Source organism: uncultured Zhongshania sp. (assembly GCF_963975605.1).
Lineage (GTDB): Bacteria > Pseudomonadota > Gammaproteobacteria > Pseudomonadales > Spongiibacteraceae > Spongiibacter > Spongiibacter aquimaris.
This window is the reverse complement of the sequence record NZ_CAXBHN010000001.1, coordinates 67,582-92,951: the sequence shown is the minus strand read 5'-3', so window position 1 is coordinate 92,951 and position 25,370 is coordinate 67,582. Positions and strand designations below refer to the sequence as shown.

The following is a 25,370-nucleotide window of genomic DNA, read 5'->3' as shown; positions in this document are numbered from 1 at the left end:
TAGCATTTTTACCGCGAGTCCCTGCCAATCAGCAGGGCACGCCAGAATGTAAACCAAGGGCCTACAAATAAACTGATGGGTACCCAGCATCGACGGCTGGGTGGAGGCACAATATAGTCATTAGCACGGTCGTCAGCGCCAATGATCAGACGCCAATACTGGCGAGCTTCACCATAATATCCTTTAATACCCCGGCCGTGGTCGGGTGCTCTACCTCAAAGCTAGACACCAACTCCTCAAGCCGGTCCTGCAAACTACTGTCTTCCAACACAAATTGGGGGCCGGTGCCTAACTCGCGGTCAATATCGTCGACCAGAGCGTGTAATTTCGCTCGATTAGCGTCATTTACTGCGAGCACGTCAATTTCTTTTTGGAGCGTAACTAATTGCTCATGCAAGTGTTTTGGATCCATTGCTATTCTCCGCTGCGTTAACCTTGAGCATAGCAAGTCTCACCGGCAACGCACAGTCGAAGATGGCAATGTTGCACTCGGCCTACTCAACTAGTGACAACTTCGCTTCAATAGACGCATGCTTTCTTGATAGCAGGCTTGCAACATTTCTTCTTCACCTGCCGCTTCATAGTGACGTGACAACATCTGCAGCGATATCTCCACGTTGCGGTGCAGCGACAAGCCTCTGCCCTGCGGGCTGCGCAGCACTTTTAAAAGATGATGGTGGACCGCCAGCAAGCAATGCCGTTGCAGGCAACTGTCGCGACAACGGCCAAAACACTCTGCCAGAAAATGCCCCGACACCATATAACGATCAATATTGCTAAGGGTCGGATAATGGTCATTGTTAAGCAACATTTCGCTCAACTCAAAGCTACAGCCCAAATATTTAAGTGCCGCCTGCCAATCCTTCTGAGCAAACGCTTCACGCCCTGCCTCCATCCACTCATCCCAGCGGTGCTCCGCCACAATTTTGCTGCGCTTTAGCTGCTGCCGGTGAGCCGAACATAAAAACTGCATCGCCATAGTGATCCCCTGTCATGTTCTATACGGGAGCAATATTAAATGATAATCATTATCATTTAAAGACCTGAGTTTAATAATTTATGCTTATAGCGACAAGTGGCGAATGACCAGCTAAAAGACCGAATTAGTCATTGCCCTATCACAGCCACTTCGCGAGACTGACGGCAATAAAATAAAAGGACAAGACTATGAGCATCCAACAATTATTTTCATTGCACGGCGACGTCGCCCTTGTCACTGGCGCGGGTCGCGGAATTGGCCGCGCTACCGCCATCGCCTTTGCAGAAAGCGGCGCCTCCGTGATTTGTGCTGCACGAACTCAGGCGGATATCGATGAGAGCGCCGAACTTTGCAATGCCGCCTTGCGTAAATACCACCCCAACAGCGGCGCCAAGGCCGTGTCCATAAGCTGCGATGTCAGCGACGAAAGTGCTCTGGAAAACCTAGTCACAAAAAGTATCGATGTCTTTGGCAAAATCACTATTCTGGTGAACAACGCCGGCGGTGCCTACCCCAACGATCCATTGAAAACCACCGCCAAAACCTTCAATCGCGACTTTAACTTCAATGTCACCAGTGCGTTCAATCTCACTCGACTTTGCCACCCGTATTTGCTCGAACACAATGGCAGAGTCATCAATATTATTTCTGCCTCTTCACGCTATTCCCAGGCCGGATTCAGCAGCTACGGAACAGCAAAAGCCGCACTAGAACAACTTACTAAATTGCTGGCCGCTGATTTTGCACCCTCGATCCGAGTAAATGGTGTTTCACCAGGAACCATATTGACGGAGGCGCTGGGACAATATCTAAACGATGAAGTACAAGAAAAAATGACGGCGCTTACCCCAATGAAGGCGCTGGGGGAGCCGCAAGACATTGCCGCAGCAGCGTTATATTTAGCAAGCAACGCATCGCGCTGGGTAACCGGTAAAATTATTGAAGTAGATGGTGGTGCCGAATCGACCACTTGGCCGTTCTAAACCTCAGTTTTTTCTAAATCCCCCGCTTTCGCGAAGCTCAACGTGTGCTTTTTAGTTGCGTTGCGATTGTGATTGCCGCTGCGTCCATGTGTATAATTGTCGCTGTTTTCATCTGCTGCCGCGAATCATCCAGCTTCGCGGGCCAGCTTCTCCTCTACTTAATCCGCAAGGGTATAAACAAATATGGACGCGAAAGCACTAGAAGAATTGATCGCACAGTATGCACCCAATGCGACCGCCATCGGGATACAAGCAGCCACTGCGCTTACCCTGCTGCTCGTCGGTTACTGGGGCGCAAAATTTATCTCGGGGCTAACCCGCAAATCGATGGCAAAACGCAGTATCGACGCCACGCTTACCAATTTCATCTCCAAATTAGTGTTCTGCATTATCTTTGCTTTGGTTGCCATTCCGGCTTTAGCTGAAGCAGGTATACAAACCGCGTCCGTTATCGCCGCCTTAGGTGCCGCCGGTTTAGCAGTTGGCTTAGCATTGCAAGGCTCGCTGGCGAATTTCGCCGCCGGTGTATTGCTTATCGCGTTCCGCCCATGCCGCGTAGGTGACTGGATCGATGCCGGCGATTGCTCCGGCACCGTGGAAAGCATTAGCTTATTTTCTACTATTTTACTTACCGGCGACTACAAACGCATTGTCATTCCCAATGCCAGAGTAATGAGTGGCCCGATCACCAATTACAGTGTCATGCCCCGCCGTCGGATTGATTTAGTTGTAGGCATCTCCTACGACGCTGACATGCGCACCGCCATTAAAATTCTAGAAAAACTAATTCAAGCTGACGAACGTATCCTTAAAGACCCAGCGTCAACCGTCGCTGTATCGGAGCTAGGCGACTCTTCGGTCAACTTAATTTGTCGACCCTGGGTTGCCACGGCCGACTATTGGCCAACGCGTTGGAAAATGATCGAAGACATTAAAACCGAGTTTGACGCAGCTGGCGTGGGCATCCCTTACCCGCAAATGGATGTGCACGTTCACAAGCAAGACTAAACGCTTTAACCACTGACAGAGAGCGCCTGCGAGTCGCTCTCTGTCAGTCCAAGGCCAACATCTATCTCATCAAAAGGTACACAATGAACTATTTTACTAGCACTCTGGTAGCTGCAGCTGCCACCGTGGCAGCCAACGCCGCATTCGCCCAAGACGCGGCAACTAAACTCTGGAAAGGCGACGTCGAGTTTGGCTATTACCAGCAAGATGGCAATACTGAAGAATCCAGTGTTGTCAGCAAAGCCAATGGCAAACGCAAGAACGGTCAATGGACTTACGATATTTCTGCAGAGGCACAAAATAGTGAGACCACTGGGGTGCGATCTGCCGAGCGTTATTTTTTAAACAATCGCCTGGCTTATGACTTCAGCGAGTTCAACTACACCTTCGGTTACGCGTCCGCTGTTAAGGATCGCTTCAGCGGCTTCGTCTATCAAGCCACGGTGGCTGGTGGCTATGGTCGCCGACTATTAAAAAACGACCGAATTACCTGGGACGCTGAAGTGGGCCCCGGTGCCCGTATGAGTGAATTTGAAACCGAAAGTAACGCCGGCGACGGCCAAATCACCGAAGCAATTCTTCGCATGTCGACCGACTTCGCTTGGGCACTATCAGAAACCGCTACATTTGAGCAAAAGCTAACCGTTGAAAGTGGTGACGAGAATACGGTTTCAAGATCGATTACATCATTAAAAACTAAAATAGTTGGTGGCTTAGGACTAAAGATCAGCTACACCATGGAATACAACGAAATAGTGCCCAACGACACCGTGCATATGGATCGCGAAACTGCGGTTACCGTGGTTTACAGTTTCTAAACGCACTTCCGATCGCTATTTTCGCGAACAAGCCAAATCAGCGATCGAGAATCTAAGCCTAAGAGTGACATGACAAGTTGCGCCGAAGTCAGCCATTTACTCATGTCATTCTTACATTTAAAAAGCGGCTCGGCCGCGCAGCGCCAATAAGAATTTTCCTTTCCATCCCTAAATCCCCCTGCTACCGCTAGCAAACTTTATATATAGCGATCTAACTCATCTTGCAGAGCGACGGTATTCATAACGCGAAGTTGCCCATATGCAAGCGCGATGGTGCCATCTGCCTCTAAGCGTTTTAACTCTCGACTAATGGCTTGCCGCGACACGCCCAGCATTTTTGCCAGATCCTCTTGAGGAAGATGGACATTAATCAACACGCCGGGCTTGTCATCTTCCACGCCGTAAAACCTCAGCAACTCCAATATCCGCTGCGCTAACCGTGCAGCTAAAGGAAAAAGTGCTACGCCTTCGACATAACTCAATGCCAAACGCAGCTTTCGGCACAGCATGGGAATAAAATATTGGTATAGCTCTGGCTTTGACTTGAGCAGGGCGTCGAATCGCGCACTGGGTAAGAATAATACCGCACAGTCACCCATTGCGAAGGCGTCGAGGCTTCGTGGCAAACCATCCAACAGAGATACTTCGCCAATCCAATCCCCTGGCTCCACCAACATGACCAGCAACTCTTTACCGTCTCGGCTGCTATTGCTCAGCCGAATGCGCCCTTGCACCACCCCAAACAGGCCATCGCCGTCGTCACCTTGGGCATACACACACTCGCCATCGGTAAGTTGTTTTAGCACACTCACCGCCATTAACTCTTCCACTACATCTGCGGGCAAGCCTGACAGAAGCGGATTGGCGGCCAGAATTTCACGTTTATCAATCACTATATAGGTCCGTTATGCTAGGGTCTGTTGGCAGTTACGCTGATATCCAACAGTGTAACTTTGTTGACAGATTTTTCGATGCAAAACGTCGACACTGAGCTATAGATTAAAATTGCACCTAATAAAATCGGGACCAGCACCCATGGCAACAAGCACTTCACTCAAAGATCGTGTCTCCGCAGAAGAATGGCAGCTGCGGATAGACTTGGCAGCGGCATACCGCCTTGTCGCCCTTTTTGGCTGGGATGATTTAGTTTTTACCCATATTTCCGCGCGGGTACCTGGTCCAGAGCATCATTTCTTAATTAATCCCTACGGTATGATGTTCGAAGAAATTACCGCTTCGTCACTGGTAAAAATAGATTTGCGCGGTGAAAAAGTTGAAGAGTCACCTTATCCCGTGAACCCGGCGGGATTCACCATTCACAGCGCGATTCATCAAGCCCGTGAAGATGCCCACTGCGTTATGCACACCCATTCTCTAAATGGCGTTGCGGTGTCCGCTCAGCGCGACGGGGTGCTACCCCTGTCGCAGCAGTCGACACTTGTACTAGCCAGCCTCGGTTATCACGATTACGAAGGCATTGCCTTGAATGAGGATGAAAAACCCCGCTTGGTAGCAGATCTAGCAGATAATACCTTTCTGATGCTGCGCAACCACGGGCTGCTTACCGTCGGCAACAATCCCGCGGATGCCTTTCTCTCTATGTATATATTTGAAGCCAGCTGTATGATCCAAGTGCGCGCACTGGCGGGTAATCGCGATTTGACACCCATCAATCCCGCCATTGTTGATGGCGTAAAAGAAGCCGCCAGAATTGTTACCGGCGGACTTTTCGGCGGGATTGCCTGGCCGGGATTACTTCGCAAATTAGACCGCCAAAACCCCGGCTACGCAGAATAAAAGGAACTCACTATGACTACCACAAACAAGGAATTACAGCATTTTAATAGCTTTGCTGAGTTCTACCCCTTCTATTTGGCAGAACACCGTAATACTACCTGCAGACGCCTACATTTTATTGGCAGTACGCTGGTATTAGCCCTATTAATCAGCGTAATTGCAAGCCAGCTGTGGGCCTTGCTCTGGCTAATACCGGTGATAGGTTACGGCTTCGCCTGGATTGGTCACTTCTTTTTTGAGCACAATAAGCCGGCCACGTTTAAACATCCGCTCTATAGCTTCATTGGTGATTGGGTAATGGCCAAAGACATGCTGATCGGCAAAATACCCTTCTAATCACCGCGCCATTTAGGATTTGAACCCCGGCACTTGTTATTTCGACTATGCTGTGTGGTGACATCACACAGTGAACTTGATGAATAGGAGCCGAGATGGACATCGTTCTAGTTACCAGCTTTCTCAAATGGTGCTGCATCATTAATTTCAGCGCACTTCTGTTCAGCTCCCTCGCATTCTCTTTGATGCCAGGCTTCATTTATCGAGTGCACGGCCAGCTGTTCAAACTTTCACAAGACGACTTTAATACCACGATCTATCAGTTCCTAGCCTTGTATAAAGTGCTTATTTTGGTCTTTAACTTCGTGCCGTTTTTAGCCCTCTGGATAGTCCAGAGTTGAGCTTGTTTTTGCCAAGCGAAGATAGTGCGCTAGAATCCAAGACCAAAAATTGTTTAGCTTGGATCATCAATGAAAAAAATCAGCCTATTTGTCCTCTGCCTTTTCTTAATTGCGTGTTCAGGAAAACCGAGCGACCGCCAGATTGAGCAACTAGTCTCAGACCGAATGCTAAGCGACGGCGGTGCCGAAACCTACACAATCTCTGATTTTGAAAAGACCAACGGTCTGCTTAAAAACGAGCAGCTCTATATCGCCGATATTCGTTACCAGCTCACATTTAAAACAAGCTTTGAAGAACTCAGCGAGCAAGTCATAAATACGCCAAGCGAATCTCCCTTCGAGACAGTCGGTGCCGGCTTCAAACTCATGACAATGCGCATGCAATACGGCGACTTTAAGGCCGGTGACGCAGTCACCGTTGAAGATCGCGTGCAGCTAATTAAAACTGAGCAAGGCTGGCGTTTAGACGACTACTAAACAGCGGGAACCAACAGTAGATAATTCACACCACACAGCCAGCCCAATTAGACCAATGCCACGGAATTTAGATATCGTGTAATAAATACTCTATGATGTGACACTATGGAGTCGACGCCCCACTCAAAAATAAACAAAGGGGAAGCATGAGAATGGTCACTAAGGCCCAATTTGCGGCGTGCTTTATCGTTAGTATTGCCGCCAGCCTGCTCGGTTCGGAGGGAGCGCGCGCCGAGGTAAACGGCTTCCAAGATCGTTATTTTGCTGAGGTCGATGGCAGCACATGGATTCTGCAACTTGCACCGAATAAGACCTTCCAATCCCTGGTAACGGCAAAGTTACAGATGGGCGATACCCGTGATCGCTACCTGCTCATGGGCGGGTTGAGCGGTAATCAAATTTCCGGTAGTTATAAACCGATACTCGGCACAACAGCGACCTTTGACGGCGAGCGAAGGTTTGAAATAAAACGTCTCTCTGAAAACAGTCTCCGCCTCAGCCTAAAGGATGAAAGCGGTAAAACTGGCCAGCAATTTGATTTCACATCTAATGCCGCGCAAGCTCCTATTGATAGCGCCATCATCGGAACTTGGCTCACCATCGCCGAGCCTGAAGGCAATTTAGACAAGCCTTACTCTGGTGAGCAATGGGCCGTTCGCTTCATGGAAGATGGCACCCTATGCGAAGACAGTTATACGGTCGACACCCGCAAGCCGCAGGTCGAACAAGATCCGTGTTTAAACACCCAAGCACGTCGCTGGAAAGCCGTTGATGGCAAGATATACACCGCCGACAATGAAGAAAATTGGGCCCTGCAATTCAACTATCGCCTGATGGGAGGACGCATGGTGGTGAGCTATCCCGGCGGTAAACGCCGCGTGGCGAATTTGGCTGACGGCTTAAGATTAAGTGCGGATAGCCGCTAACAACTCCGCCGCGCGATAATCACGGCGACCGCCCTGCTCGGCCAACTGAATCAAATGCCTTATCCGCTCGTTAACCGGCACCGGAATACCGTGTTCTGCAGCAAGCCGTATTACCTCACCATTTAACCACTCAACTTCCGTTTTACGACCCCGCTCCAAGTCCTCCCACATAGAAGACCGCGCCAGTGGATCAATGGCGAGCATAGGTTGCGCGAGTCGTTTAAATATCAAATCTGGCAAGCTCAATACTGCAGGCAGCCACTGCGCGGGTACCGCCGTTAATTTTTGTACTGGAATTTTCGCGGCACTGATCGCCGCCAAGGCCTCACGCTGAGAGGCAGCTAAGCACCGCCGGTAAGCTCGCTGTGAAAGTTGATCTTTTAGGCCAATACCGGACAGGGCATTGATAGGGTTGTTTAAATTTAATAGCAGCTTAGACCAGAGCACCGACAACATATCATCGTGGGTTTCAAAGGGCGTGCCACTCGCTTTAAAAAAACCGGCTAACTCGCGCGCAACCGGCGCATCTTGAATAATAACTTCGCCATCGGTACCCGCGTGAAAACAGCCCTTCTCTCCCTGCACAACATTAAATGCAATCATGCCGGGCAATACCGTATTTCTAGGCATCGCTTGCTGCAAGACCGCCGCATTACCGACACCATTTTGCAAACTAATCACGGTGGCTTTTGAGGCTAACACCTTGGCCAGGTCCGCCGCGATAGCAGCAGTATCACCAGATTTAACCGTAACGATGACGCAATCTCGATCCCCCATCGCGGCGATATCCGTGTAAAAACACAAGCGTGCCGCAGGAATATGGTGATCCAAGCCGCGAAAATCACTAATTCGCAAACCGTGTTCGGCAACCGTTTCAGCTATCCGCTCACGCCCTAAAAAGCTGACATCTGCACCACCCATGACTAATGCGGCACCCACGTAGCAACCGATACTTCCTGCACCCACTATTCCTACTCGCAATGCCATCAACGGCTCCATATGTTTTTATTGTGGACACTATCAAACTATTTGCTCGCGCAATTTATCCCTTAATACCGATAAGCTAGGTCAATTCCATAACTCAATGGATCACCCCACAGCACCGCCCGATCTGCGTGCGGCAGGTTATCGATCGCGTAGCTTTCATACTCTTTATCAAGCAAGTTTTTACCCCAAAGGGCGATACTCACACTGCCATTGGCAAAGCGAATTTCATCTAAGCTCAAGCGGGCATTCCATAATTGGTAGTCACGTAAAATGGTATAGGCCTTCTGAACATCGCCACCACCCAAACGGGTATCCATATAGCTAGTATTGATATTGAGCTGTAACAGCGCAGATTCACCGCGCCACGCAATCCAGTTAGCAGATGCGGTGTAACTATTTACCGGTGCGGCCGAGAAGGCATAACGCTGAGTTACATCGTTGCCAAAGCTATCGATGACTTCGGTAATTTCGGCATCGAGATAGGCGTACTCCATGGTCACAACAAGATCGTCATTAACCAGTGCGGTCACATCAAACTCAAAACCCGACATGCTGGCCCTACCCGCATTTAAAACCTTGGTGTCGGCTATCGTGCCGTTGAGGATAAAGTTCATTTGCATATCGTCGAACTCGGTCCGATAAATATCAGCATTTACCCGCAAGCGCCCTCCCATCCATTCACTCTTTATTCCCAGCTCCGCAGTGCGCGCCTTTTCTTCTCCAAAACCATCGGCAAAGCCAACGCCGTAATCGATACCGTCAGAGGCAGGGCCTTGATTACCGTCTAATTGCGGATCCCGAGTATTAAAACCGCCGCTTTTATACGCCTCAACTAGCTTGCCGTAGATATTGATATCGTCATTAATTTCGTATTCCGTCAATAAACTGAAGGAGTCATCTTTAAAACGACGATCGCCAGAAGCATTGTCAAAACGCCGATCACCCGGCAGACCCGCCTGCATAAAAACAGGACCAAGTACGGGACCAAGCACCGGATTTTGCGCAAGCTCAGCCAACGGCAACACCAATGGCACACCATTCACCGGCGAGTACTCGATGAATACCTCGTCACGCTGGTTTTTTAGGGCGTAGCGATGATCCCGTGAGTGGCGAGCGCCAAGGGTAATATGTAAGCTCTTATTGAAAATATTCGGCGTCCAGGTAAGTTGGCCAAAGGCAGCCATCGCCTGATTATCAACGTCGTATTTCTGACTTAGAAGATTGACGATATGTGCATCTTCAAAACCATCAACGGGTGAGGTCAGCTGCAAGTGGAAAGGGCTATTATCCTCAACCGCCGACTCCTCAAAATAGTAAACGCCCAGGATATACTCTATTCCCCAGTCATCAAGGGCATCACTAAACTGAAATTCATGTGAGCTTTGATGCTGACGAATTTCCGGCCTTACCAATGGCGTCGCACCACCCGTCGCAAACTGCGCCGCTGGCCCATCGTAACTATTGGTGTCCAAGCGGTAATCTGGCGCACCAAGCCCACCGCCCAGGTCGGTGTACGCAGCGTCTTTCAACTCCCGATAAGCACCAATATACTTAAATTCACCAAAGCCTGTATCCGCACTAATAATGAGAGCATGCCCTTCAATATCACTATTTGACGCTTCAAGCGGCGATGTGGTCGCTAATGAGCTTAATCTCGCACTGCCAAAGCGGCTACGCGCTTGGGCACTGTTCTTGACGGCGTTAGACTGACCTTTATTGCCATTGGGATCCGGCGGTGTTACAGCCTGAAAGGTGTAATTGTAATATTCAAGCTCTGAGCGATCATAACTATAATCAAGCCGAAGTTGCTCGCTGACTTCCCAGCCCAAATCAAAACGCAGCCCTTGAATATCGCGGTCACCAAAATCACCACCGGGCCCAGTATTTTCTACAAAGCCATCGCGGCTTTCCGTCAGGTAAGCAAATTTGAACGCCAAGGTATCAGTAAGAGGTAAATTAACACTTGTCTTAGATCGCAACAGCGCTTGATTGCCCGCAGACAATACTTGCGCGAACTCGATTGCCTCGGTATTCGGCCGACGAGTAACCAGGTTAATTGCCCCACCAGTGGTATTGCGGCCGTATAAAGTGCCCTGCGGTCCGCGCAAAATTTCTATCCGTGCCAGCTCAGCAACATCCATCGAGGTCCCGCTCGATCTAGCGATATAAACACCATCGATATATAAGGCCACCGGCGTGTCCTGCGTGACCTGAACATCACCTATGCCAATGCCGCGAATATATATTCGCAGGCTCCCGCCATTTATAGGGAATGGCTCAATAGTCAAACCGGGTACTTTGCTCGCAATATCCTTTAAGCCACTAATGCCTTCTACCGTCAGGCGCTCTTCATTAAAAACGGTCAGTGAAATAGGCGTATCTTGCAGAGACTCGGTCTTCTTGCGGGCACTCACCAACACCTCTTCGAGCCGCAACTCTTCCGCCGCCCAGCCAATATTGGGGCTCAACAGGGAGCCTACTAATGCACTAAGCAATAATAAGGGCCGCGCTGAAAGGGGTTTGTGGACGCCAAGTAGCTTCACCGAAGGAGGAAATCTATTCGCGCATTTAAATGTCATCGCATTCCAATTCTAAGAAGTTATTCTGAGGTGTACGTTTAAATAACAGCGCTTTCACGACGGAATAACAATACCACATGCTCGCCCAACAGGAACCTCAACTTGCCCTAGCGCGCCTCAGGGAAATTGCGGATATCCACCGGCGCTCTCAATGTGTAGTGTCGCCAAAAGAGATAGAATTTGCGCCTAGCAACACCAGATCATTTGCGCTGACAAATTGTCATGAAGCGGTAACTGTTATTGCTGGGAGGCTTTCTATAAAATGACCTTACGCGAATAATAGATATCCGAGGCCTACCTCCCATGCCCGAGCACGTACAGCGTGAAAACAAGATGACTGAAACACTGCCGCCACGGCTGTGGATGCAGACTATTTTGTTTTCCAGCACCTTATTAATTGCACTGATTGGCGTACCTTGGTACGGAATCACTCACGGATTTACATGGACTGGCTGGCTGGGCTTTTTCCTTATTCTCGGCGCCAATGGCATGTCTATTACAGCCGGCTACCATCGCCTGTGGGCTCACAATAGCTACAAAGCCCACCCCATTTTAAAAGTGATGTTTGCCCTATTTGGCGCGGCAGCTACCCAAAACAGCATTCTAATTTGGGCCTCTGGACATCGGCGCCACCACCGTCATGTCGACCATGTTGAGCAAGACCCCTACTCAGCAAAAAAAGGCCTGTGGTACTCTCATATTGGCTGGATGCTGCGTGACTACCCCGCAAGCAGCGAGGACTTCTCTAACGCCAAAGACCTGCAACGCGATAAAATTGTTATGTGGCAACATCGCTACTATCTGCCGTTAGTGTTGTTCATGAACATTGCGCCCGCAGTCGCTCTCGGCTTTATCACCGGTCATATGCTGGAAAACATCCTGCTAGCTGGGGTACTGCGTTTGGTTGTCAGTCACCACACTACCTTCTTTATCAATTCCCTCGCGCACTTTTGGGGCCGCCGCCCTTACACCGACGAGAACACCGCGCGTGACAACGACTTCTTAGCACTTCTTACCTATGGTGAGGGTTACCACAACTACCACCACATATTTCAAAATGACTATCGCAATGGCATCCGCTGGTGGCATTACGATCCTACCAAGTGGCTGATAAAGTCAGCTTCGTGGATGGGGCTCACCTGGGATTTGCGCAAGATTCCCGACTTCAAAATTCAACGCGCCATCATGACCATGCAGTTCAAAAAGGCGGAGCAAGCGCTGCGCAATCGCAAAGGCAGTGATAGCAACCAATTTACCGCGTTTCTAGAACAAGAGTACCAGCTGTTTTGCGACCATTTAAATGACTGGAACGCAGTAAGCCAGCGCTGGATGGAAGCTAAACGCGACAACCTTGCCGCACAAAAAGATGCACTACAGCTTAATCTGGCCGGCAAGAAAGAAAGCCTGCAGCAAAACCTACACGACGCATGGGAACATGCGACTCTGCGCAGCCGCTTAAAAGAATTAGAGTACGCACTAAAAATGCAACGCAAGCGTCTGCAAATGCTGACGATGGAAATGGCCTAACACCCTTTCGGAAACAAATGTCTAATATCGCTCTAGCCTCAATCCAACTGAGGCTAGAGCAATGCTTTAAAGCAGATGGCGCATCCCAACATTTTTTAATCAACTCAACATCATCCTTCATAAACATTTAAAACCCTTGTCTTAGGAAAAACGAATGCTTATTACTGGTGAGTGCTTTTGCGGAAGTGTTAAGTATCAAATAGATGGCAAACTGAAAGACGCGCGTTCCTGCCACTGCTCGCGCTGCCGCAAAACCTTTAGCGCACAGGCATCAGCTTACGCTCTGGTCGACGTCGACGACTTCAGTTGGATTCAGGGACAAGATTTACTAACGAGCTATGAATCTATGCCCAACTTCGGCCTGCAATTTTGCAGCAAATGCGGGTCGACACTCTGCGGCACCCACAACGGGGAAGTACACGGGGTGACACTGGGCTGTATCAACGGAGACCCAGATATTGAAATTGGCTACCACTTATTTGTAGGGTCAAAAGCCAGCTGGGAAGTTTTACCACCGGGCATTACCGCGTTCACTGAAGGCCCAACGGCCCCCAACTGAAACGCGGCCGCAGCGAACAAAATAAGCCCTAAATTCCCGCCAGTATCTGGGGCTCAATCAATTTGACCACGCACATTAAATGCCGGGGAGGTTAACTCGCCCTGCCACAATAGCGTGGCATTACTATCCATTCCCGACATCACAACCGGTGGCCGATAAACCATTCTAAAGCGCTCATTAGGTGCAGCGGCAGCAATCGACGCCGAGCCAGCTACGCCTTCCTGCAATACATACCAACGCGGCAAAGCCGTGTCCAACTCAACGCGATACTCCTCGCCCGGCTCCAAATTAATGACGTCACCCGGCTTAAAAACAAAGGGATTACAACGGGTGTTGGCCATACTATAACGCCGCCCAGTATCGCCTTCAGTTTGCAATGAAAAACCACAGTGCATTTCATTATCGGCCAGCTGTAGCAGTGAATCCGAGACGTTCTTTAAGGTGACAATCAACACCGGACTGCGCGGTGGCGCGCCTTCACCACGATCTTCATTTGCACCAGCAATTTGCTCTAGACGAATTCCAATTCGGCTCCAACGATAATTCGTTAACACCGCACGACCGCTGCGACCTACTGCTAACTCTACCTCCATAGGAATTTGGAGATCATCACCGGAACCGCGCTTGCGCTCAATTTCTATCCCGCTACCCTGCTGCACAAAATACTGTTCAATCCCGTAGCGAACCTGTATCTGACCGCCGCTAGCGTCTCGACTCACCCTACCGCGCAGAAAGAGGCCACCACTGGGCTTGCGATCGCTGAGATAATCTAGCTGGTAGACATCTGTCGAACTGGGTTTCAAAACCGCGTAAACGATAGTTTCGCGCTTTAAGGACTCAGCCGACACCGAAGACCTAAAACGAGTGACATCGATGCTATTAAGCGAATAACTCAATCTTACAAAATCGCCTCGGAAGGGATCGCGTGGATCCACAGGTGCGGTCCGCAAAAATATCCTTTCACCATTGTGCCGAATCCACTCTCGCTCCCCACCCAGATAAGCCAGCACCGCGACCTGGCCTAACACAAGAAGCACAACCAGGATTTTACGCATGGGGCTTCTCCAGTTTTTTACGGGTACTCTGCTTGGAATAGCGCAAGCCGATTAAAAATAGCAACACCCCCAATAGTAAAAAGACGGCGGAGCGCGCCAGTAAGCTCTGGAATAAATCGGTAAAGCGGGCAGCCCCCAGCAGCACTAACATCGCGCAACCCAGAGACAAAATTCGCCCCTTGAGAAACTGGGTGCCGCGATATACGTACAACAAGCCGTAAGCCAAAAATACAATATTAAATATGCCTCTGCTGAAGCCATTCACGTCCAAACCAACTACTGCCGGCAATACCACCACCAATAACACCAGTAGGACTAATCCACTTTCCAACCACTCATCTAGCGTTTCGGGTCGGGTTCTCGATCGCGCAATGGCAATCGCCCATGCGACAACAGCAGCGAATAAGGGCAGGAGCACATACAGCAAACCAAACCCTGCTAGCTGCGACATTCCTAACAGCGGTGAAAGCCCAATGAAGCTACCAATAAAAATCAATGGCAGCCAAAGCGAGCTAGCAACAATCTTGACCACATACGCGCTTTCAGGATACGCGCTCACCGTCGCCAAATTAGCCAGCGCAAAATAGCTAATTAACAACAGCAAACCAACTGCAAATAAATATTTTTCGCCGATACCAAAAACAGTGAAAACATAGGAAAGAGGCAGTGCTAACAACACCACAGCTAGCAGCGAAGCCGAACGCTGCAAGTAAGCCAGCGGCAATATCAACAGGAGTAAGGCACAGCTCGCAAGAGGAATATGCCGACCAAATTCGAAGGTCTCGAGACCGCTCCACAACAGCAATAAAATAGTTGCCAAAGCCGCGTGTGCTGTCGAAGGCAATGCCCAAGCCAAAGCCAATGCCGCCACACACCAAAGCAGAAAGCCATCAGGATAGTGAGCATCAAAATGGTAGATTTGCGCTATTAACCAAATGCCGGCGCCAAAAATCATGGTACCTAATAAATGGAAACTCTCCGTTATCCGAGGATTAGACTTGTCACTTTTCGCCATTAATAAGGCGATACCGTGAGCGCCAACAATCCCTAGTCCGATAGCAGCCATTTTTGCAAAACGGTGCATCCCCTCCCAGTTGTAGGCAAACAACAGAATGACGCCAAGCCCGAAAACGCCTGCGCCCAGAACAGCAAAAATAGCCTTTCCCCACGCGATATCACTTTTCGGACGGTAGGCTACAAATGCTGGATAGCGCGCGTATAAGGTACGTGCCTGTTCATCAGTAATAATACCCTCTCGCAGCCACTGCGCAATTTCGGCGCGTAACCAAGGGTTATTGTTATCCATATTGCTCCCGCAGAATATAATTCGCCGGACAAGCGTCCCAGCTTCTCTCGCATCATTATGAGCAAACGGCTTGCAGTATTAAAGAGGGAAATGGGGAATGTAACTAATCGTGGTTTGCGCTGAGGGTCAAAACTGCGGCATAAAAAAACGGTGTTGTTAAACGTAGTTTATTACGTCCCACAACACCGCAACGCTCAACGCGAACAAAAAAACAAATACAAGCCGGTTATTTCTTAAACCAGAATCGACGACGCTCGATCTTAGCCTCTTCTAAACCGGTCACCACTGCAACACCGAGCAACCTCCATTCGCCGTAAATCATTTGGTAAAGTAGGTCAAAGTTCACCACCTCCGGCGGCACCGCAAACTTACCGCGCATACGCAATAAGCCGGTCTCGGCTATCTGAGGTGAGATTTCGTACTCAGGGTTGAGCAGTAATACACGACTTAAATCGACACCCGACTGGCGTAATCCAGCAAATAGCTTGGCAACATCTTCAGCGCTATTCTTGCGCTGAAACTCTGGAGCCGCTATTTCTCTAAACACCGAATAATTCAAAGTGTCATTTGCCTGCTCAATCGCGATAAATGTTGACCACACGATTTTCGCTGCTTCCCCGGGGTCAAACATCGTGACGTTTTTATCAGCGTGCGCATTCATCACGCTTAGCAAAAAAGCGCACACCATTAACGTCGATCTAAACATATAAAGCCCCCATTTTCCGGGGGCTTTCGTCAAACGTATTACCATGAAGCGGTCATCCCAACACGGCCACCTACAGTAGAATTACTTTTACCGCTGCCGATACCAAACTCAAACTGCACGGTTTCGCTTGCGCGAATTGCACCTGACAGGGCGGTGGCTTCCTCACCTTCAAAGTAGCCTGCTCCGATGCTCAAGGCAAATCTTTGATCGACCGGAACATAAGGTGAACTCATGGCCATCGCTAACGCGATACCGCCGCGGTTCTCCTCGATCGCATCGCGGTTTTCCTGAATCTGACTAAATGTCGCGCCGCCATCTGTCGCCAGATTGCCGTTTGCGTCGGAAGTGACAAACTCAGTGGGACCAGACTGCGCCGAGCGGCTCGCTGCGGAGGTAATACCCGGTGTAGTGTACGTGCTCGAGGCAGTGCCCAAAACCACTTGGTTAGCCCGCGTGGTTGTCGCACCAGCACCGATTGCAACCGAGTTGTCTTGTCCCGCACTAGCACCGTCACCAATCGCAACAGAACGAGCGCCACCGGCTACCGCGGCTTCACCCACCGCTACCGAGCGAACACCATTTGCCTGTGCTAGATGACCCAGGGCCGTTGAGCGTTCCGCATTCGCAGCTGATTGCCAACCGTAGGCAGTTGCACCCGCACCCGTTGCGACAGACTCGCCACCGACGGTCGTCGTTGAATTGCCATTCGCTACCGCCATGGTACCAATAGCCATTGCATCGGTGCCCGTTGCACTGGATTGATTACCAATCGCGACCGACTCAAGGCCCTGAGCAGTGGCTGCTTCGCCGACCGCTGTTGAACGAATACCATCCGCTTGCGCCAAATGGCCCAAGGCAGTAGCACGCTCGGAGTTTGCACCAGACTGCCAGCCAAACGCAGTCGCACCTGGACCAGTGGCGACAGATTCACCGCCTACTGCGGTGGTCGAATTACCATTGGCAACCGATTGCGTACCAATCGCCATTGCATCAATACCTGTAGCCGACGCCTCGTTACCGATGGCGCTAGCCTGCTCGCCCGTTGCAGTAGCGGCTTCGCCCACTGCCAATGTGCGATCGCCGGTTGCAGTGGCAAGGTGACCCATTGCATGTGCGCGCTCACCAGTGGCATTGGATTTCCAACCGTAAGCCGTTGCAGCGAGACCATCAGCCACTGATTCACCGCCTACTGCGGTAGTCGAATTACCGTTAGCAATCGATTGCGTGCCAATCGCCGTTGCATCAATACCTGTAGCCGACGCCTCGTTACCGATGGCACTAGCCTGCTCGCCCGCTGCAGTAGCGGCTTCGCCCACTGCCAATGTGCGATCGCCGGTTGCAGTGGCAAGATGGCCCATTGCATGTGCACGCTCGCCAGTGGCATTGGATTTCCAACCGAAGGCCGTTGCTGCAGTGCCATTGGCAATAGATTCCCCACCAACAGCGGTGGTGGATGTTCCAGTAGCCATTGTCGTATCACCAATTGCCAACGCATCGGCACCATTGGCAATACTTTCATTGCCGATAGCGGTTGCGTTGTCACCCTGCGCATCTGCGTTTTCGCCGATCGCGACTGAACGAACACCGGTCGCCGTCGCTAAATGACCGACAGCCGTAGAACGTTCACCTGACTCTGCACGCCAACCAAATGTGCTAGCGCCTGGACCTGTTGCAACAGATTCACCACCCACTGCGGTAGTGGATGGTCCAGTAGCCATTGCGGTATCACCAATTGCCAACGCATCGGCACCATTGGCAATACTTTCATTACCGATAGCCGTTGCGTTGTCACCCTGCGCATCTGCGTTTTCGCCGATCGCAACTGAACGAATACCAGTCGCCGTCGCTAAATGACCGACAGCCGTAGAACGTTCACCTGACTCTGCACGCCAACCAAACGTGCTAGCGCCTGGACCTGTTGCAACTGATTCACCGCCCACTGCGGTTGTCGAATTACCATTGGCAACGGATTGCGTACCAATCGCCATTGCATCAATACCTGTAGCCGACGCTTCGTTACCGATGGCGCTAGCCTGCTCGCCCGTTGCAGTAGCGGCTTCGCCCACTGCCAATGTGCGATCACCCGTTGCAGTGGCAAGGTGACCCATTGCATGTGCGCGCTCACCAGTGGCGTTCGATTGCCAGCCGTAAGCCGTTGCTGCTAAACCATCAGCAACTGATTCTCCGCCAACTGCCGTGGTCGAATTGCCATTGGCAAGCGATTGAGTACCAATCGCGGTTGCATCAGTACCGGTAGCGGACGCCTCATTACCAATTGCACTGGCCTGCACCCCCGTCGCGTTGGCTGCTTCGCCGACCGCCAATGTACGCTCACCTGTTGCAGTGGCAAGATGTCCCACAGCATGTGCGCGCTCACCAGTGGCGTTCGATTGCCAGCCGTAAGCCGTTGCTGCAGTGCCATTGGCGATAGATTCCCCACCCACAGCGGTGGAAGATGTTCCAGTAGCCGCTGCCGTATCACCAATTGCCAACGCATCGGCACCATTAGCAATACTTTCATTGCCGATAGCCGTTGCATTGTCACCCTGTGCATCCGCGTTTTCGCCGATTGCGACTGAACGAACGCCAGTCGACGTCGCTAAATGACCAATAGCCGTAGAACGCTCACCTGACTCTGAGCGCCAACCAATTGCCGTTGAGCCAGGACCAATGGCCTCAGCTTCACCACCTACCGCGGTCGTGGAATTCCCGCTCGCCACGGCATCGGCGCCAATGGCCACCGCGTCGATTCCCGACGCTTGCGCGCCCAGTAAGTCTGCGTCTTCAGGACCATCACCACCAATGGCAACCGCACCATCATTAATCCCAGGATCTGTGTCTACGGTAACTGCACCGTCACCACAGGCCGTATTGCTTGGATCGCCACCATCATCCGGCGCGGTTATCAGTGTTCCACTGGCATCTGTACACTCAAATGCAGAGCTTTCATTACCCCCCAAAAGCAGCGGCAGTGTAATAACTGCGCTCAATAATGCCCCACGCACTCGCACCTGAAAGGTCGATTGCGTATCTCCAAAAACATGGCGCCATCGTTGTTCACTAATTTTCATTTTTTTGCCTCCATAGGCATTTTGTGGGTCTTAGCTACATGAATTTCTGCCTGTTTAAGAAGCAAATAGGCGAGAAAAGAAAAAGAATAAGGAGAGAAATTCGCTGAAATAAAACGCGTTAGAAGACTTAAATTAAGAAAAGACAGTACCGGCACAGGCATCGCGAGGCGCAATGCGGGATCTATATTCTTTGATTTTCCATGACGAATACGAGTTGAGCACAACCCATCCGGCACTGCGCCAGGTTGCGCAGTGCTCAGCAAGTCCTTATTAGAAAAGCCAGCCATTGTCATATCTTGGGCAAATCCTTTCCCTGAGTATCGCGACAATCATCGTCACATTATTTTTTTATTAGGATGATTACGTGCTCAACTTGAAAACGGATCAGTGCCAGATCAAAAAAATTTATAATTTTCGAAAACGGCTGGATCAGGGGATAGATTACGGCCAGCAAATGAAAAAATGGCGCCACTGAGGGCGCCATCGTATTAATGTGGTACAGAGCATAATTTGGACAAACGCCTAAGACATCTCCTCCATTACTCGCTCGGCGAAACCGTGGCCGGCTTCTGCATAAAGGTTGAAGGTGATGCAGCCCAAACTAATTAACTCCTCTTGCTGGTCAGGAAATCGCGACACAACTGCAATTTTTCCTTTATAGTCAAGATGTTGAAGCATTTTAACAACATCGATATTCTCAGAGTGATTGGTAAGACTAACCAATACCGTCTTGCGTTTATGCAAATCAGCACGCTCTAGAAAATCGCGGTCACTCGCATCGCCCGGCACGCAGGACACCCCAGACAAACGGAGCTTTAGCGCTTTATCGGCACTCTCCTCCACGCCAACAATTTTATTGGGGTAGTGCTGACTCAAATAGTCGTAAGCGCCGCTGCCGATACGACCCATACCAAAAATAACGATTTCTGCATCGCCCAGATCAACGGGCCGCTCCTGAATCAGTAATTCGCTGCGTTCCAATTTTTGCAGGCGACTGGCAAGTCGCCCGTACAGCAGATGAACATGAGTATTGAAAGGCACCGCAACAAATAGGGACAGCGCCATCGCGACTGCCAAGGTAGTAAGCCAGACCGCCGGCAGCTGCCCACCTTTAACCGCCATAGCGGCAACAATTAAGCCAAACTCACTGTAATTGAACAGAGAGAGACCAACGAGTAATGAAGTCCGCGCGCGCAGCCTGAACGTCAATAGCAATAGAAAATAAATCAGTGGTCGAAGGAAAATAAGTAAGCCAATAGCACCCGCAACCAGCAACATCTCACCGCTGGGCAAGCCCGAGTAACCGATGCTGAGAAAAAACGCTGTCAGGAAAATATCTTTGAAATTGATGAGATTTTTATAGAGCTCGACACTCTTTGAAATGTTGGACAGCAATACGCCGAATAGCAGCGCCCCCAGCCCCCCCTCTAAATGAAGCATTTCAAATAATTCAGCACTACCAAGCGCTACCGCGATACCAAACAAAACTAATAATTCACCGTGGCCCGCTTGCTTGAGAAAATAAGCCAAAAGCGGGCGAAGCAATGGTAGTCCGAGCAAGGCAAACGCCCACGGTGACGGTGCATGTTCGGCGGATAAAACCAAATAGCTAACCGCAAAAATGTCCTGCACAATCAATATACCGATCGCGATCTTGGCGTGCAGGGCTGCGCCTTCCCCGCGCTCATCAAAAATTTTGACGGCGAACACGGTGCTTGAAAATGATAAAGCGAAGGCTAACATCCACGCGACCGAGGTTTCCACCTCTGCGACACCGGGCAACAGCCAAGGTAAACTCAACAGCATCCCAGCGGTTAAGGGCACCACAATAGCGGTGTGTAAAGACGCAGTGGCCCAAACTTGTGGCGCAAGTAATTCGCGCAGATTGAGCTTTAATCCAATGGTAAATAGCAGCAGGATAATGCCCACTTCCGACAGCGCATGAATAACTTCGGCGTCACCGAGCTGCAACCCACCTGCCAAGAAACCCGCTACCAGATAACCAAGTAATGGCGGCATACCCACGCGCCTAAAACCCAAACCTGCTACAAAGGCTAATCCCACTATAATGGGTTCTATCATCGATACTTATCCATATCCCGGAGATCTTTGCACGATAGTTATTTTGCCCTCTGCCTGTGTCAGAGTCGTACTCAATCGGTCATTTATGAGTATAAACTCTCTCATTCCGCGCGCCTATTCCTTGCCAGCGAACAAAATTCCGGCTCGTGCAAAGGTCTCCCTATTTTTACAAAATTACGCCTTGCGCGGCGCTTTTGGCAACAATACCGGTGTCATATTTTTGTACTTTATATACTCTGGCTCTGCACCCCAGCGCTTATCTGCGCGCTCTTCTAACAAGGGAATACCACTAACCTTAGTGAGTAAAAAGATGACGAAGCAAGGTGAAAGCAAGCCCAATAGCATCCAGCCATTTAACACTGGTAGTGCAATCACCGCGACGCCAATCCACACCAAAATCTCGCCAAAATAATTCGGGTGTCGCGACCACGCCCACAAACCCACATTAATAAAGTGACCGTCGTTCGCTGGATTGGCGCGAAACTGTCGCTTTTGCCAATCTGCAAGACTTTCAATAAGCATCCCCGCCAGCCAACAACAACTACCCAATAGTGCAAATAAACCAAGGCCGTTTTCGGTGCTGTCGGCGCCAATTGCCAACAGGGCGCATAATTGAATGAGAAATATCCACACGCCCTGCAACGTCCAGGTCAGCAAAAATCTGAAAAAATGCGGTTTAATATCATCAAAACGACCATCACCACCATCTTTCAAAATTCGCAGGAATAAAAAACTGCCTAAGCGCAGAGCCCAAAATAAAATGCAGGCCGCAAGTAAATAACTACGCGCATCTGCCCGCTCAGCTAAGGCAACAACAAATACAACCACGGCAATATTAGTTAGCGCACCAATTAAATCGTAGTAGCGCTCGGTTTGAAAAGCATAGGCATGAAGAAAACCAAGCCACTGCGCAATCATCGCGAGCACCAAAGCCCATACCGGCAGGGCCAGACCATAAGTGGTCGGCATTCCAGACGTAGCCAGCATCGCGATGCCGCCCACCAAGATAAGCAGAGCAAGAATAGGGAACAAACTGCGCATAACAGAATTCATATTGTGGACTAGTTTTCCTTGCCAAAAACTCGCCTAAGTCGCACTTGATACTCGCGCGCTAAGCCGGCGTAACAAAAGGTAAGCGACTCCCGCCGCCTCTTTGAAAGCAAAAATTCCCGGAACATGACTTGTAAATCGCCCCAGTTTCGAACTTCGGCTAAATAACAATATCCGCTGAATTTCAGCACACATCTGGATTGATCATACCTGCTAAGCAGGCCAGCACAAGAATTACCGTCTATATATTAGGTATATAGGCTAAATCTACCGACCAATGATCTTGCCGAAATCAAGTCTTGCCCCTGAGCAAGACATCACGCAGCATAAGAGTCGAAAACACAATAAGGACATAGTAGATGCCAGATAAATCAAAATTACGCGGAGCTAATTTCCCATCTGCCCGCGAGGAAATGCCTAGCAACCAACAGGACATACCTGCAGCCTACCGACTGGCTTACACCGACCAAGATTTTTTATTACGTGAAGAACTGCGCGGCCTGCGCTTTCACTTAGAATTACAAAAGCCCGAAATGGTATTGAAAGAGCACGGCGTTGAATCAACGATCGTTATTTTTGGTAGCGCACGCTTTTTATCACCGGAAGACGCAGATGCCGCACTCAAAGTCGCCGAAGCTGACGGCGAACCAGCCAAGATTCGCGCCGCAAAACGCGAGCAGCGCAATAGTCACCACTATCAGCAAGCTAAACGCTTAGGTGAGCTGATAACATCACATTCAGCAAATTGCGAGGAAAACGAACAACTCTATGTGGTAACCGGAGGTGGCCCCGGTATTATGGAAGCCGCAAATCGTGGCGCCATGGAAGCGGGCGGCAAGTCTATCGGATTAAATATTGTGTTGCCCCATGAACAGGAACCTAACCGCTATATCAGCCCCGAGTTCTGTTTCCGTTTTCACTATTTTGGCATCCGCAAAATGCATTTTATGCTACGGGCAAAGGCCGTCATTGTCTGCCCCGGCGGCTTTGGTACCTTCGACGAATTGTTTGAGGCGCTCACACTGATTCAAACCGGTAAATCCAAGCGTGTACCGATCATTCTGATTGGTCACGAATTTTGGCGTCAGGCAATTAATTTAGAGTTTTTGCGCGACGAGGGCGTCATCAGCCCCGACGACGTCAATATGATTTCTATTGTGGATACTGCGGAGCAAGCTTGGCAGCATATAGTCGACTTCTACCAACTCAGCCCGGGACAATGTATAGGCTGCTAAGCTTGTGGCATAGACAAACCGAGCATTTGGAGTCCATGCTTATGATATAATGCGGAGCTATTTTTCAGTGAAAATGGTTTCGCATGTCCGCCCCTATCGTACGTTTTGAACACATTCGTTTTGCCTACCAACTCGACCCAATTTTAGACAACTTCAACTGGCAGTGGCCGCAGGGCCAGCATGTCGCTATTTTGGGCGGTAATGGCGCAGGCAAAACCACATTGGCCAAACTCATTACCGATACACTGCGCCCCAATAGCGGCGACGTCATTTTTGCCGACAACATTGGCCCCGCTGATATTGCCCATATTTCCTTCGACTTACATCGCGAGTTAATGGAACGCGACCGACGCTTCGACGACAGTGAAACCCGCGACGACGCCTTCGACGTAGGTACCACAGTGCAAAACGTGATACTGCAGGGGCGCACACCCAATGCCGACTTTCATCAGCTGTGCGAGCGCTTAGGCATTAAGCATATTCTTGAACAAGGCATTCGCTTTATCTCGACCGGTGAAAGCCGAAAAACCCTATTAGCGCGAGCACTATTTGCCAAACCCGCCGCCTTAATACTCGACAATCCCTTTGAAGGTTTAGATGTAAAAGCGCAGGCGGAAATGCACAGTCTATTAGCAGAGCTCGTCGCCTCGAGTACCCCACTGGTATTGCTGACCAAAGACGCGAATGACATACCCGATGGCATAGATACCGTTGTTAAAATGGAACACGGCAAAATACTCGGTGAACTCAGTGCCAGCGATGCAAAACAACAGGCGACGGCAGTACATCATTACGCAAAACCCTTGCCAATCACCGAGGCGCCAGCACACCCCTCAGACATGGCCCTGCTTGAATTGAGAGACATCAACGTCAATTTCCGCGGCAAGCAAGTGTTAAGCGATATTAATTGGACCTTGATGCCCAACCAACACTGCTGCATTAGTGGCCCCAACGGCGCGGGGAAATCGACACTGCTAGGCCTATTGTGCGGAGAAAATGACAAGGCCTACGGCCAGCACGTTTTTTTATTTGGTCGACAGCGCGGCAGCGGTGAAAGCATATGGGACGTAAAAGCCCAATTCGGCTTGCTGAATACCAGCATGCAAATGAGCAATTTAAAGCGCACCAAAGTTATCGACGTCGTGGCCTCAGGGTTATTTGATTCGGTGGGTCTGTATAGTGATTACAGCGAAGCGCAGCGGCAGTTGCTGGTGGCTTGGCTAGACGCCCTAGAACTACTGCCGCTAAAAGAACAGCGCTTCGACCGCCTATCCTTTGGCGAGCAGCGCATGGTTTTGCTGGCGCGAGCCATGGTGAAATCGCCGCGGATTTTAATTTTAGATGAGCCCTGCATTGGCTTAGACAATGAACAAAAATCCAAACTTTTGGGGGCGGTCGATCAAATTGCCGCTCACGGTGAAACCCGGATTTTATTTGTCAGTCACCGCAGCGAAGACGTGCCGGATTGTATCAACCAATTTATGGACTTGGTGCCTTCTGACAAGGGCGGTTCCACCGCCCAAATCCGCGAGCGCACTCAGTAAGTGT

General features: G+C 50.2%; 23 protein-coding genes. 11 read left to right on the top strand and 12 right to left on the bottom strand.

Annotation, left to right across the window (positions count from 1 at the left end):
- Nucleotides 1-145: 145 nt before the first annotated feature.
- Together AAC007_RS00430 and AAC007_RS00425 are read right to left on the bottom strand one after the other, a co-directional pair.
- Entirely contained in the window at nucleotides 146-412 is a 267-nt protein-coding gene (locus AAC007_RS00430) for a DUF4404 family protein (protein WP_295875583.1), read from the bottom strand.
- 90 nt (nucleotides 413-502) lie between these two features.
- The gene (locus tag AAC007_RS00425) at nucleotides 503-979 is read right to left on the bottom strand and encodes a hypothetical protein (RefSeq protein WP_295875586.1); all 477 of its coding nucleotides are present in this window, start codon (nucleotides 977-979) and stop codon (nucleotides 503-505) included.
- 188 nt (nucleotides 980-1,167) lie between these two features.
- On the opposite strand from AAC007_RS00425, the gene AAC007_RS00420 reads away from it, so the two are divergent.
- From AAC007_RS00420 to AAC007_RS00410, 3 genes are all read left to right on the top strand, one after another.
- Nucleotides 1,168-1,962 carry a glucose 1-dehydrogenase gene (locus tag AAC007_RS00420; protein ID WP_295875589.1) on the top strand — a complete coding sequence of 265 codons (795 nt, stop codon included), beginning with the start codon at nucleotides 1,168-1,170 and terminating at the stop codon, nucleotides 1,960-1,962.
- A 183-nt stretch (nucleotides 1,963-2,145) separates the two neighbouring features.
- Entirely contained in the window at nucleotides 2,146-2,970 is an 825-nt protein-coding gene (locus AAC007_RS00415) for a mechanosensitive ion channel domain-containing protein (protein ID WP_295875591.1), read from the top strand.
- Between the two features lie 83 nt (nucleotides 2,971-3,053).
- The gene (locus AAC007_RS00410; protein WP_339673899.1) at nucleotides 3,054-3,788 is read left to right on the top strand and encodes a DUF481 domain-containing protein; all 735 of its coding nucleotides are present in this window, start codon (nucleotides 3,054-3,056) and stop codon (nucleotides 3,786-3,788) included.
- Between the two features lie 197 nt (nucleotides 3,789-3,985).
- Here AAC007_RS00410 and AAC007_RS00405 read toward each other — a convergent pair whose 3' ends face one another.
- Entirely contained in the window at nucleotides 3,986-4,681 is a 696-nt protein-coding gene (locus tag AAC007_RS00405; RefSeq protein ID WP_339673896.1) for a Crp/Fnr family transcriptional regulator, read from the bottom strand.
- Between the two features lie 142 nt (nucleotides 4,682-4,823).
- Here AAC007_RS00405 and AAC007_RS00400 point away from each other — a divergent pair, with 142 nt between their 5' ends.
- From AAC007_RS00400 to AAC007_RS00385, 4 genes are all read left to right on the top strand, one after another.
- Nucleotides 4,824-5,585: a class II aldolase/adducin family protein gene (locus AAC007_RS00400; protein ID WP_339673894.1), complete on the top strand. Its 762-nt coding sequence runs from the start codon at nucleotides 4,824-4,826 to the stop codon at nucleotides 5,583-5,585.
- Nucleotides 5,586-5,597: 12 nt separating this feature from the next.
- Nucleotides 5,598-5,921, top strand: a complete 324-nt coding sequence (locus AAC007_RS00395) for a DUF962 domain-containing protein (protein ID WP_339673892.1) — start codon at nucleotides 5,598-5,600, stop codon at nucleotides 5,919-5,921.
- Between the two features lie 410 nt (nucleotides 5,922-6,331).
- On the top strand, nucleotides 6,332-6,739 hold the full coding sequence (locus tag AAC007_RS00390) for a hypothetical protein (protein ID WP_339673890.1): 408 nt from the start codon (nucleotides 6,332-6,334) through the stop codon (nucleotides 6,737-6,739).
- 152 nt (nucleotides 6,740-6,891) lie between these two features.
- Complete coding sequence (locus AAC007_RS00385; RefSeq protein WP_296433943.1) at nucleotides 6,892-7,665, top strand: hypothetical protein; 774 nt, start codon at nucleotides 6,892-6,894, stop codon at nucleotides 7,663-7,665.
- Here AAC007_RS00385 and AAC007_RS00380 read toward each other — a convergent pair.
- Both AAC007_RS00380 and AAC007_RS00375 read right to left on the bottom strand, forming a co-directional pair.
- Entirely contained in the window at nucleotides 7,645-8,652 is a 1,008-nt protein-coding gene (locus AAC007_RS00380) for a 2-dehydropantoate 2-reductase (protein ID WP_295875610.1), read from the bottom strand. The genes AAC007_RS00385 and AAC007_RS00380 overlap by 21 nt on opposite strands.
- A 62-nt stretch (nucleotides 8,653-8,714) precedes the next feature.
- Nucleotides 8,715-11,120: a TonB-dependent receptor plug domain-containing protein gene (locus tag AAC007_RS00375; RefSeq protein WP_339673883.1), complete on the bottom strand. Its 2,406-nt coding sequence runs from the start codon at nucleotides 11,118-11,120 to the stop codon at nucleotides 8,715-8,717.
- Between the two features lie 414 nt (nucleotides 11,121-11,534).
- Between AAC007_RS00375 and AAC007_RS00370 the strand changes: the two genes are divergently transcribed.
- Both AAC007_RS00370 and AAC007_RS00365 read left to right on the top strand, forming a co-directional pair.
- The gene (locus tag AAC007_RS00370) at nucleotides 11,535-12,758 is read left to right on the top strand and encodes a fatty acid desaturase (RefSeq protein ID WP_339673881.1); all 1,224 of its coding nucleotides are present in this window, start codon (nucleotides 11,535-11,537) and stop codon (nucleotides 12,756-12,758) included.
- Nucleotides 12,759-12,912: 154 nt separating this feature from the next.
- On the top strand, nucleotides 12,913-13,317 hold the full coding sequence (locus AAC007_RS00365) for a GFA family protein (protein ID WP_339673879.1): 405 nt from the start codon (nucleotides 12,913-12,915) through the stop codon (nucleotides 13,315-13,317).
- A gap of 53 nt (nucleotides 13,318-13,370) precedes the next feature.
- On the opposite strand, the gene AAC007_RS00360 is transcribed toward AAC007_RS00365, so the two are convergent.
- The 7 genes from AAC007_RS00360 to AAC007_RS00330 all read right to left on the bottom strand — a co-directional run bounded on the left by AAC007_RS00360 (nucleotide 13,371) and on the right by AAC007_RS00330 (nucleotide 22,590).
- The gene (locus AAC007_RS00360) at nucleotides 13,371-14,372 is read right to left on the bottom strand and encodes a GDYXXLXY domain-containing protein (RefSeq protein WP_339673877.1); all 1,002 of its coding nucleotides are present in this window, start codon (nucleotides 14,370-14,372) and stop codon (nucleotides 13,371-13,373) included.
- Entirely contained in the window at nucleotides 14,365-15,678 is a 1,314-nt protein-coding gene (locus AAC007_RS00355; protein ID WP_339673874.1) for a DUF2157 domain-containing protein, read from the bottom strand. Before AAC007_RS00355 ends, AAC007_RS00360 begins: the two co-directional genes overlap by 8 nt.
- 226 nt (nucleotides 15,679-15,904) lie before the next feature.
- On the bottom strand, nucleotides 15,905-16,384 hold the full coding sequence (locus tag AAC007_RS00350) for a hypothetical protein (protein WP_219042305.1): 480 nt from the start codon (nucleotides 16,382-16,384) through the stop codon (nucleotides 15,905-15,907).
- Between the two features lie 38 nt (nucleotides 16,385-16,422).
- Entirely contained in the window at nucleotides 16,423-19,455 is a 3,033-nt protein-coding gene (locus tag AAC007_RS00345) for a YadA-like family protein (protein ID WP_339673871.1), read from the bottom strand.
- Complete coding sequence (locus tag AAC007_RS00340) at nucleotides 19,452-19,748, bottom strand: hypothetical protein (RefSeq protein ID WP_295875642.1); 297 nt, start codon at nucleotides 19,746-19,748, stop codon at nucleotides 19,452-19,454. The genes AAC007_RS00345 and AAC007_RS00340 overlap by 4 nt, the downstream gene beginning before the upstream one ends.
- A gap of 229 nt (nucleotides 19,749-19,977) precedes the next feature.
- On the bottom strand, nucleotides 19,978-21,537 hold the full coding sequence (locus tag AAC007_RS00335) for a cation:proton antiporter family protein (protein WP_339673867.1): 1,560 nt from the start codon (nucleotides 21,535-21,537) through the stop codon (nucleotides 19,978-19,980).
- Nucleotides 21,538-21,711: 174 nt separating this feature from the next.
- Nucleotides 21,712-22,590 carry a DUF1295 domain-containing protein gene (locus AAC007_RS00330; protein WP_339673865.1) on the bottom strand — a complete coding sequence of 293 codons (879 nt, stop codon included), beginning with the start codon at nucleotides 22,588-22,590 and terminating at the stop codon, nucleotides 21,712-21,714.
- Between the two features lie 356 nt (nucleotides 22,591-22,946).
- Here AAC007_RS00330 and AAC007_RS00325 point away from each other — a divergent pair, with 356 nt between their 5' ends.
- Nucleotides 22,947-23,822 carry a TIGR00730 family Rossman fold protein gene (locus AAC007_RS00325; RefSeq protein WP_339673862.1) on the top strand — a complete coding sequence of 292 codons (876 nt, stop codon included), beginning with the start codon at nucleotides 22,947-22,949 and terminating at the stop codon, nucleotides 23,820-23,822.
- Nucleotides 23,823-23,905: 83 nt separating this feature from the next.
- A complete protein-coding gene (locus AAC007_RS00320) occupies nucleotides 23,906-25,366 on the top strand; it encodes an ATP-binding cassette domain-containing protein (RefSeq protein WP_339673860.1) in 1,461 nt (486 codons plus the stop codon).
- Nucleotides 25,367-25,370 lie beyond the last annotated feature (4 nt).

Coding starts and splice junctions, on each gene's coding strand:
- AAC007_RS00430 (WP_295875583.1), bottom strand. CDS start 412: ATGGATCCAAAACACTTGCATGAGCAATTAGTTACGCTCCAAAAAGAA.
- AAC007_RS00425 (WP_295875586.1), bottom strand. CDS start 979: ATGGCGATGCAGTTTTTATGTTCGGCTCACCGGCAGCAGCTAAAGCGC.
- AAC007_RS00420 (WP_295875589.1), top strand. CDS start 1,168: ATGAGCATCCAACAATTATTTTCATTGCACGGCGACGTCGCCCTTGTC.
- AAC007_RS00415 (WP_295875591.1), top strand. CDS start 2,146: ATGGACGCGAAAGCACTAGAAGAATTGATCGCACAGTATGCACCCAAT.
- AAC007_RS00410 (WP_339673899.1), top strand. CDS start 3,054: ATGAACTATTTTACTAGCACTCTGGTAGCTGCAGCTGCCACCGTGGCA.
- AAC007_RS00400 (WP_339673894.1), top strand. CDS start 4,824: ATGGCAACAAGCACTTCACTCAAAGATCGTGTCTCCGCAGAAGAATGG.
- AAC007_RS00395 (WP_339673892.1), top strand. CDS start 5,598: ATGACTACCACAAACAAGGAATTACAGCATTTTAATAGCTTTGCTGAG.
- AAC007_RS00390 (WP_339673890.1), top strand. CDS start 6,332: ATGAAAAAAATCAGCCTATTTGTCCTCTGCCTTTTCTTAATTGCGTGT.
- AAC007_RS00385 (WP_296433943.1), top strand. CDS start 6,892: ATGGTCACTAAGGCCCAATTTGCGGCGTGCTTTATCGTTAGTATTGCC.
- AAC007_RS00380 (WP_295875610.1), bottom strand. CDS start 8,652: ATGGCATTGCGAGTAGGAATAGTGGGTGCAGGAAGTATCGGTTGCTAC.
- AAC007_RS00370 (WP_339673881.1), top strand. CDS start 11,535: ATGCCCGAGCACGTACAGCGTGAAAACAAGATGACTGAAACACTGCCG.
- AAC007_RS00365 (WP_339673879.1), top strand. CDS start 12,913: ATGCTTATTACTGGTGAGTGCTTTTGCGGAAGTGTTAAGTATCAAATA.
- AAC007_RS00360 (WP_339673877.1), bottom strand. CDS start 14,372: ATGCGTAAAATCCTGGTTGTGCTTCTTGTGTTAGGCCAGGTCGCGGTG.
- AAC007_RS00355 (WP_339673874.1), bottom strand. CDS start 15,678: ATGGATAACAATAACCCTTGGTTACGCGCCGAAATTGCGCAGTGGCTG.
- AAC007_RS00350 (WP_219042305.1), bottom strand. CDS start 16,384: ATGTTTAGATCGACGTTAATGGTGTGCGCTTTTTTGCTAAGCGTGATG.
- AAC007_RS00345 (WP_339673871.1), bottom strand. CDS start 19,455: ATGAAAATTAGTGAACAACGATGGCGCCATGTTTTTGGAGATACGCAA.
- AAC007_RS00340 (WP_295875642.1), bottom strand. CDS start 19,748: ATGACAATGGCTGGCTTTTCTAATAAGGACTTGCTGAGCACTGCGCAA.
- AAC007_RS00335 (WP_339673867.1), bottom strand. CDS start 21,537: ATGATAGAACCCATTATAGTGGGATTAGCCTTTGTAGCAGGTTTGGGT.
- AAC007_RS00330 (WP_339673865.1), bottom strand. CDS start 22,590: ATGAATTCTGTTATGCGCAGTTTGTTCCCTATTCTTGCTCTGCTTATC.
- AAC007_RS00325 (WP_339673862.1), top strand. CDS start 22,947: ATGCCAGATAAATCAAAATTACGCGGAGCTAATTTCCCATCTGCCCGC.
- AAC007_RS00320 (WP_339673860.1), top strand. CDS start 23,906: ATGTCCGCCCCTATCGTACGTTTTGAACACATTCGTTTTGCCTACCAA.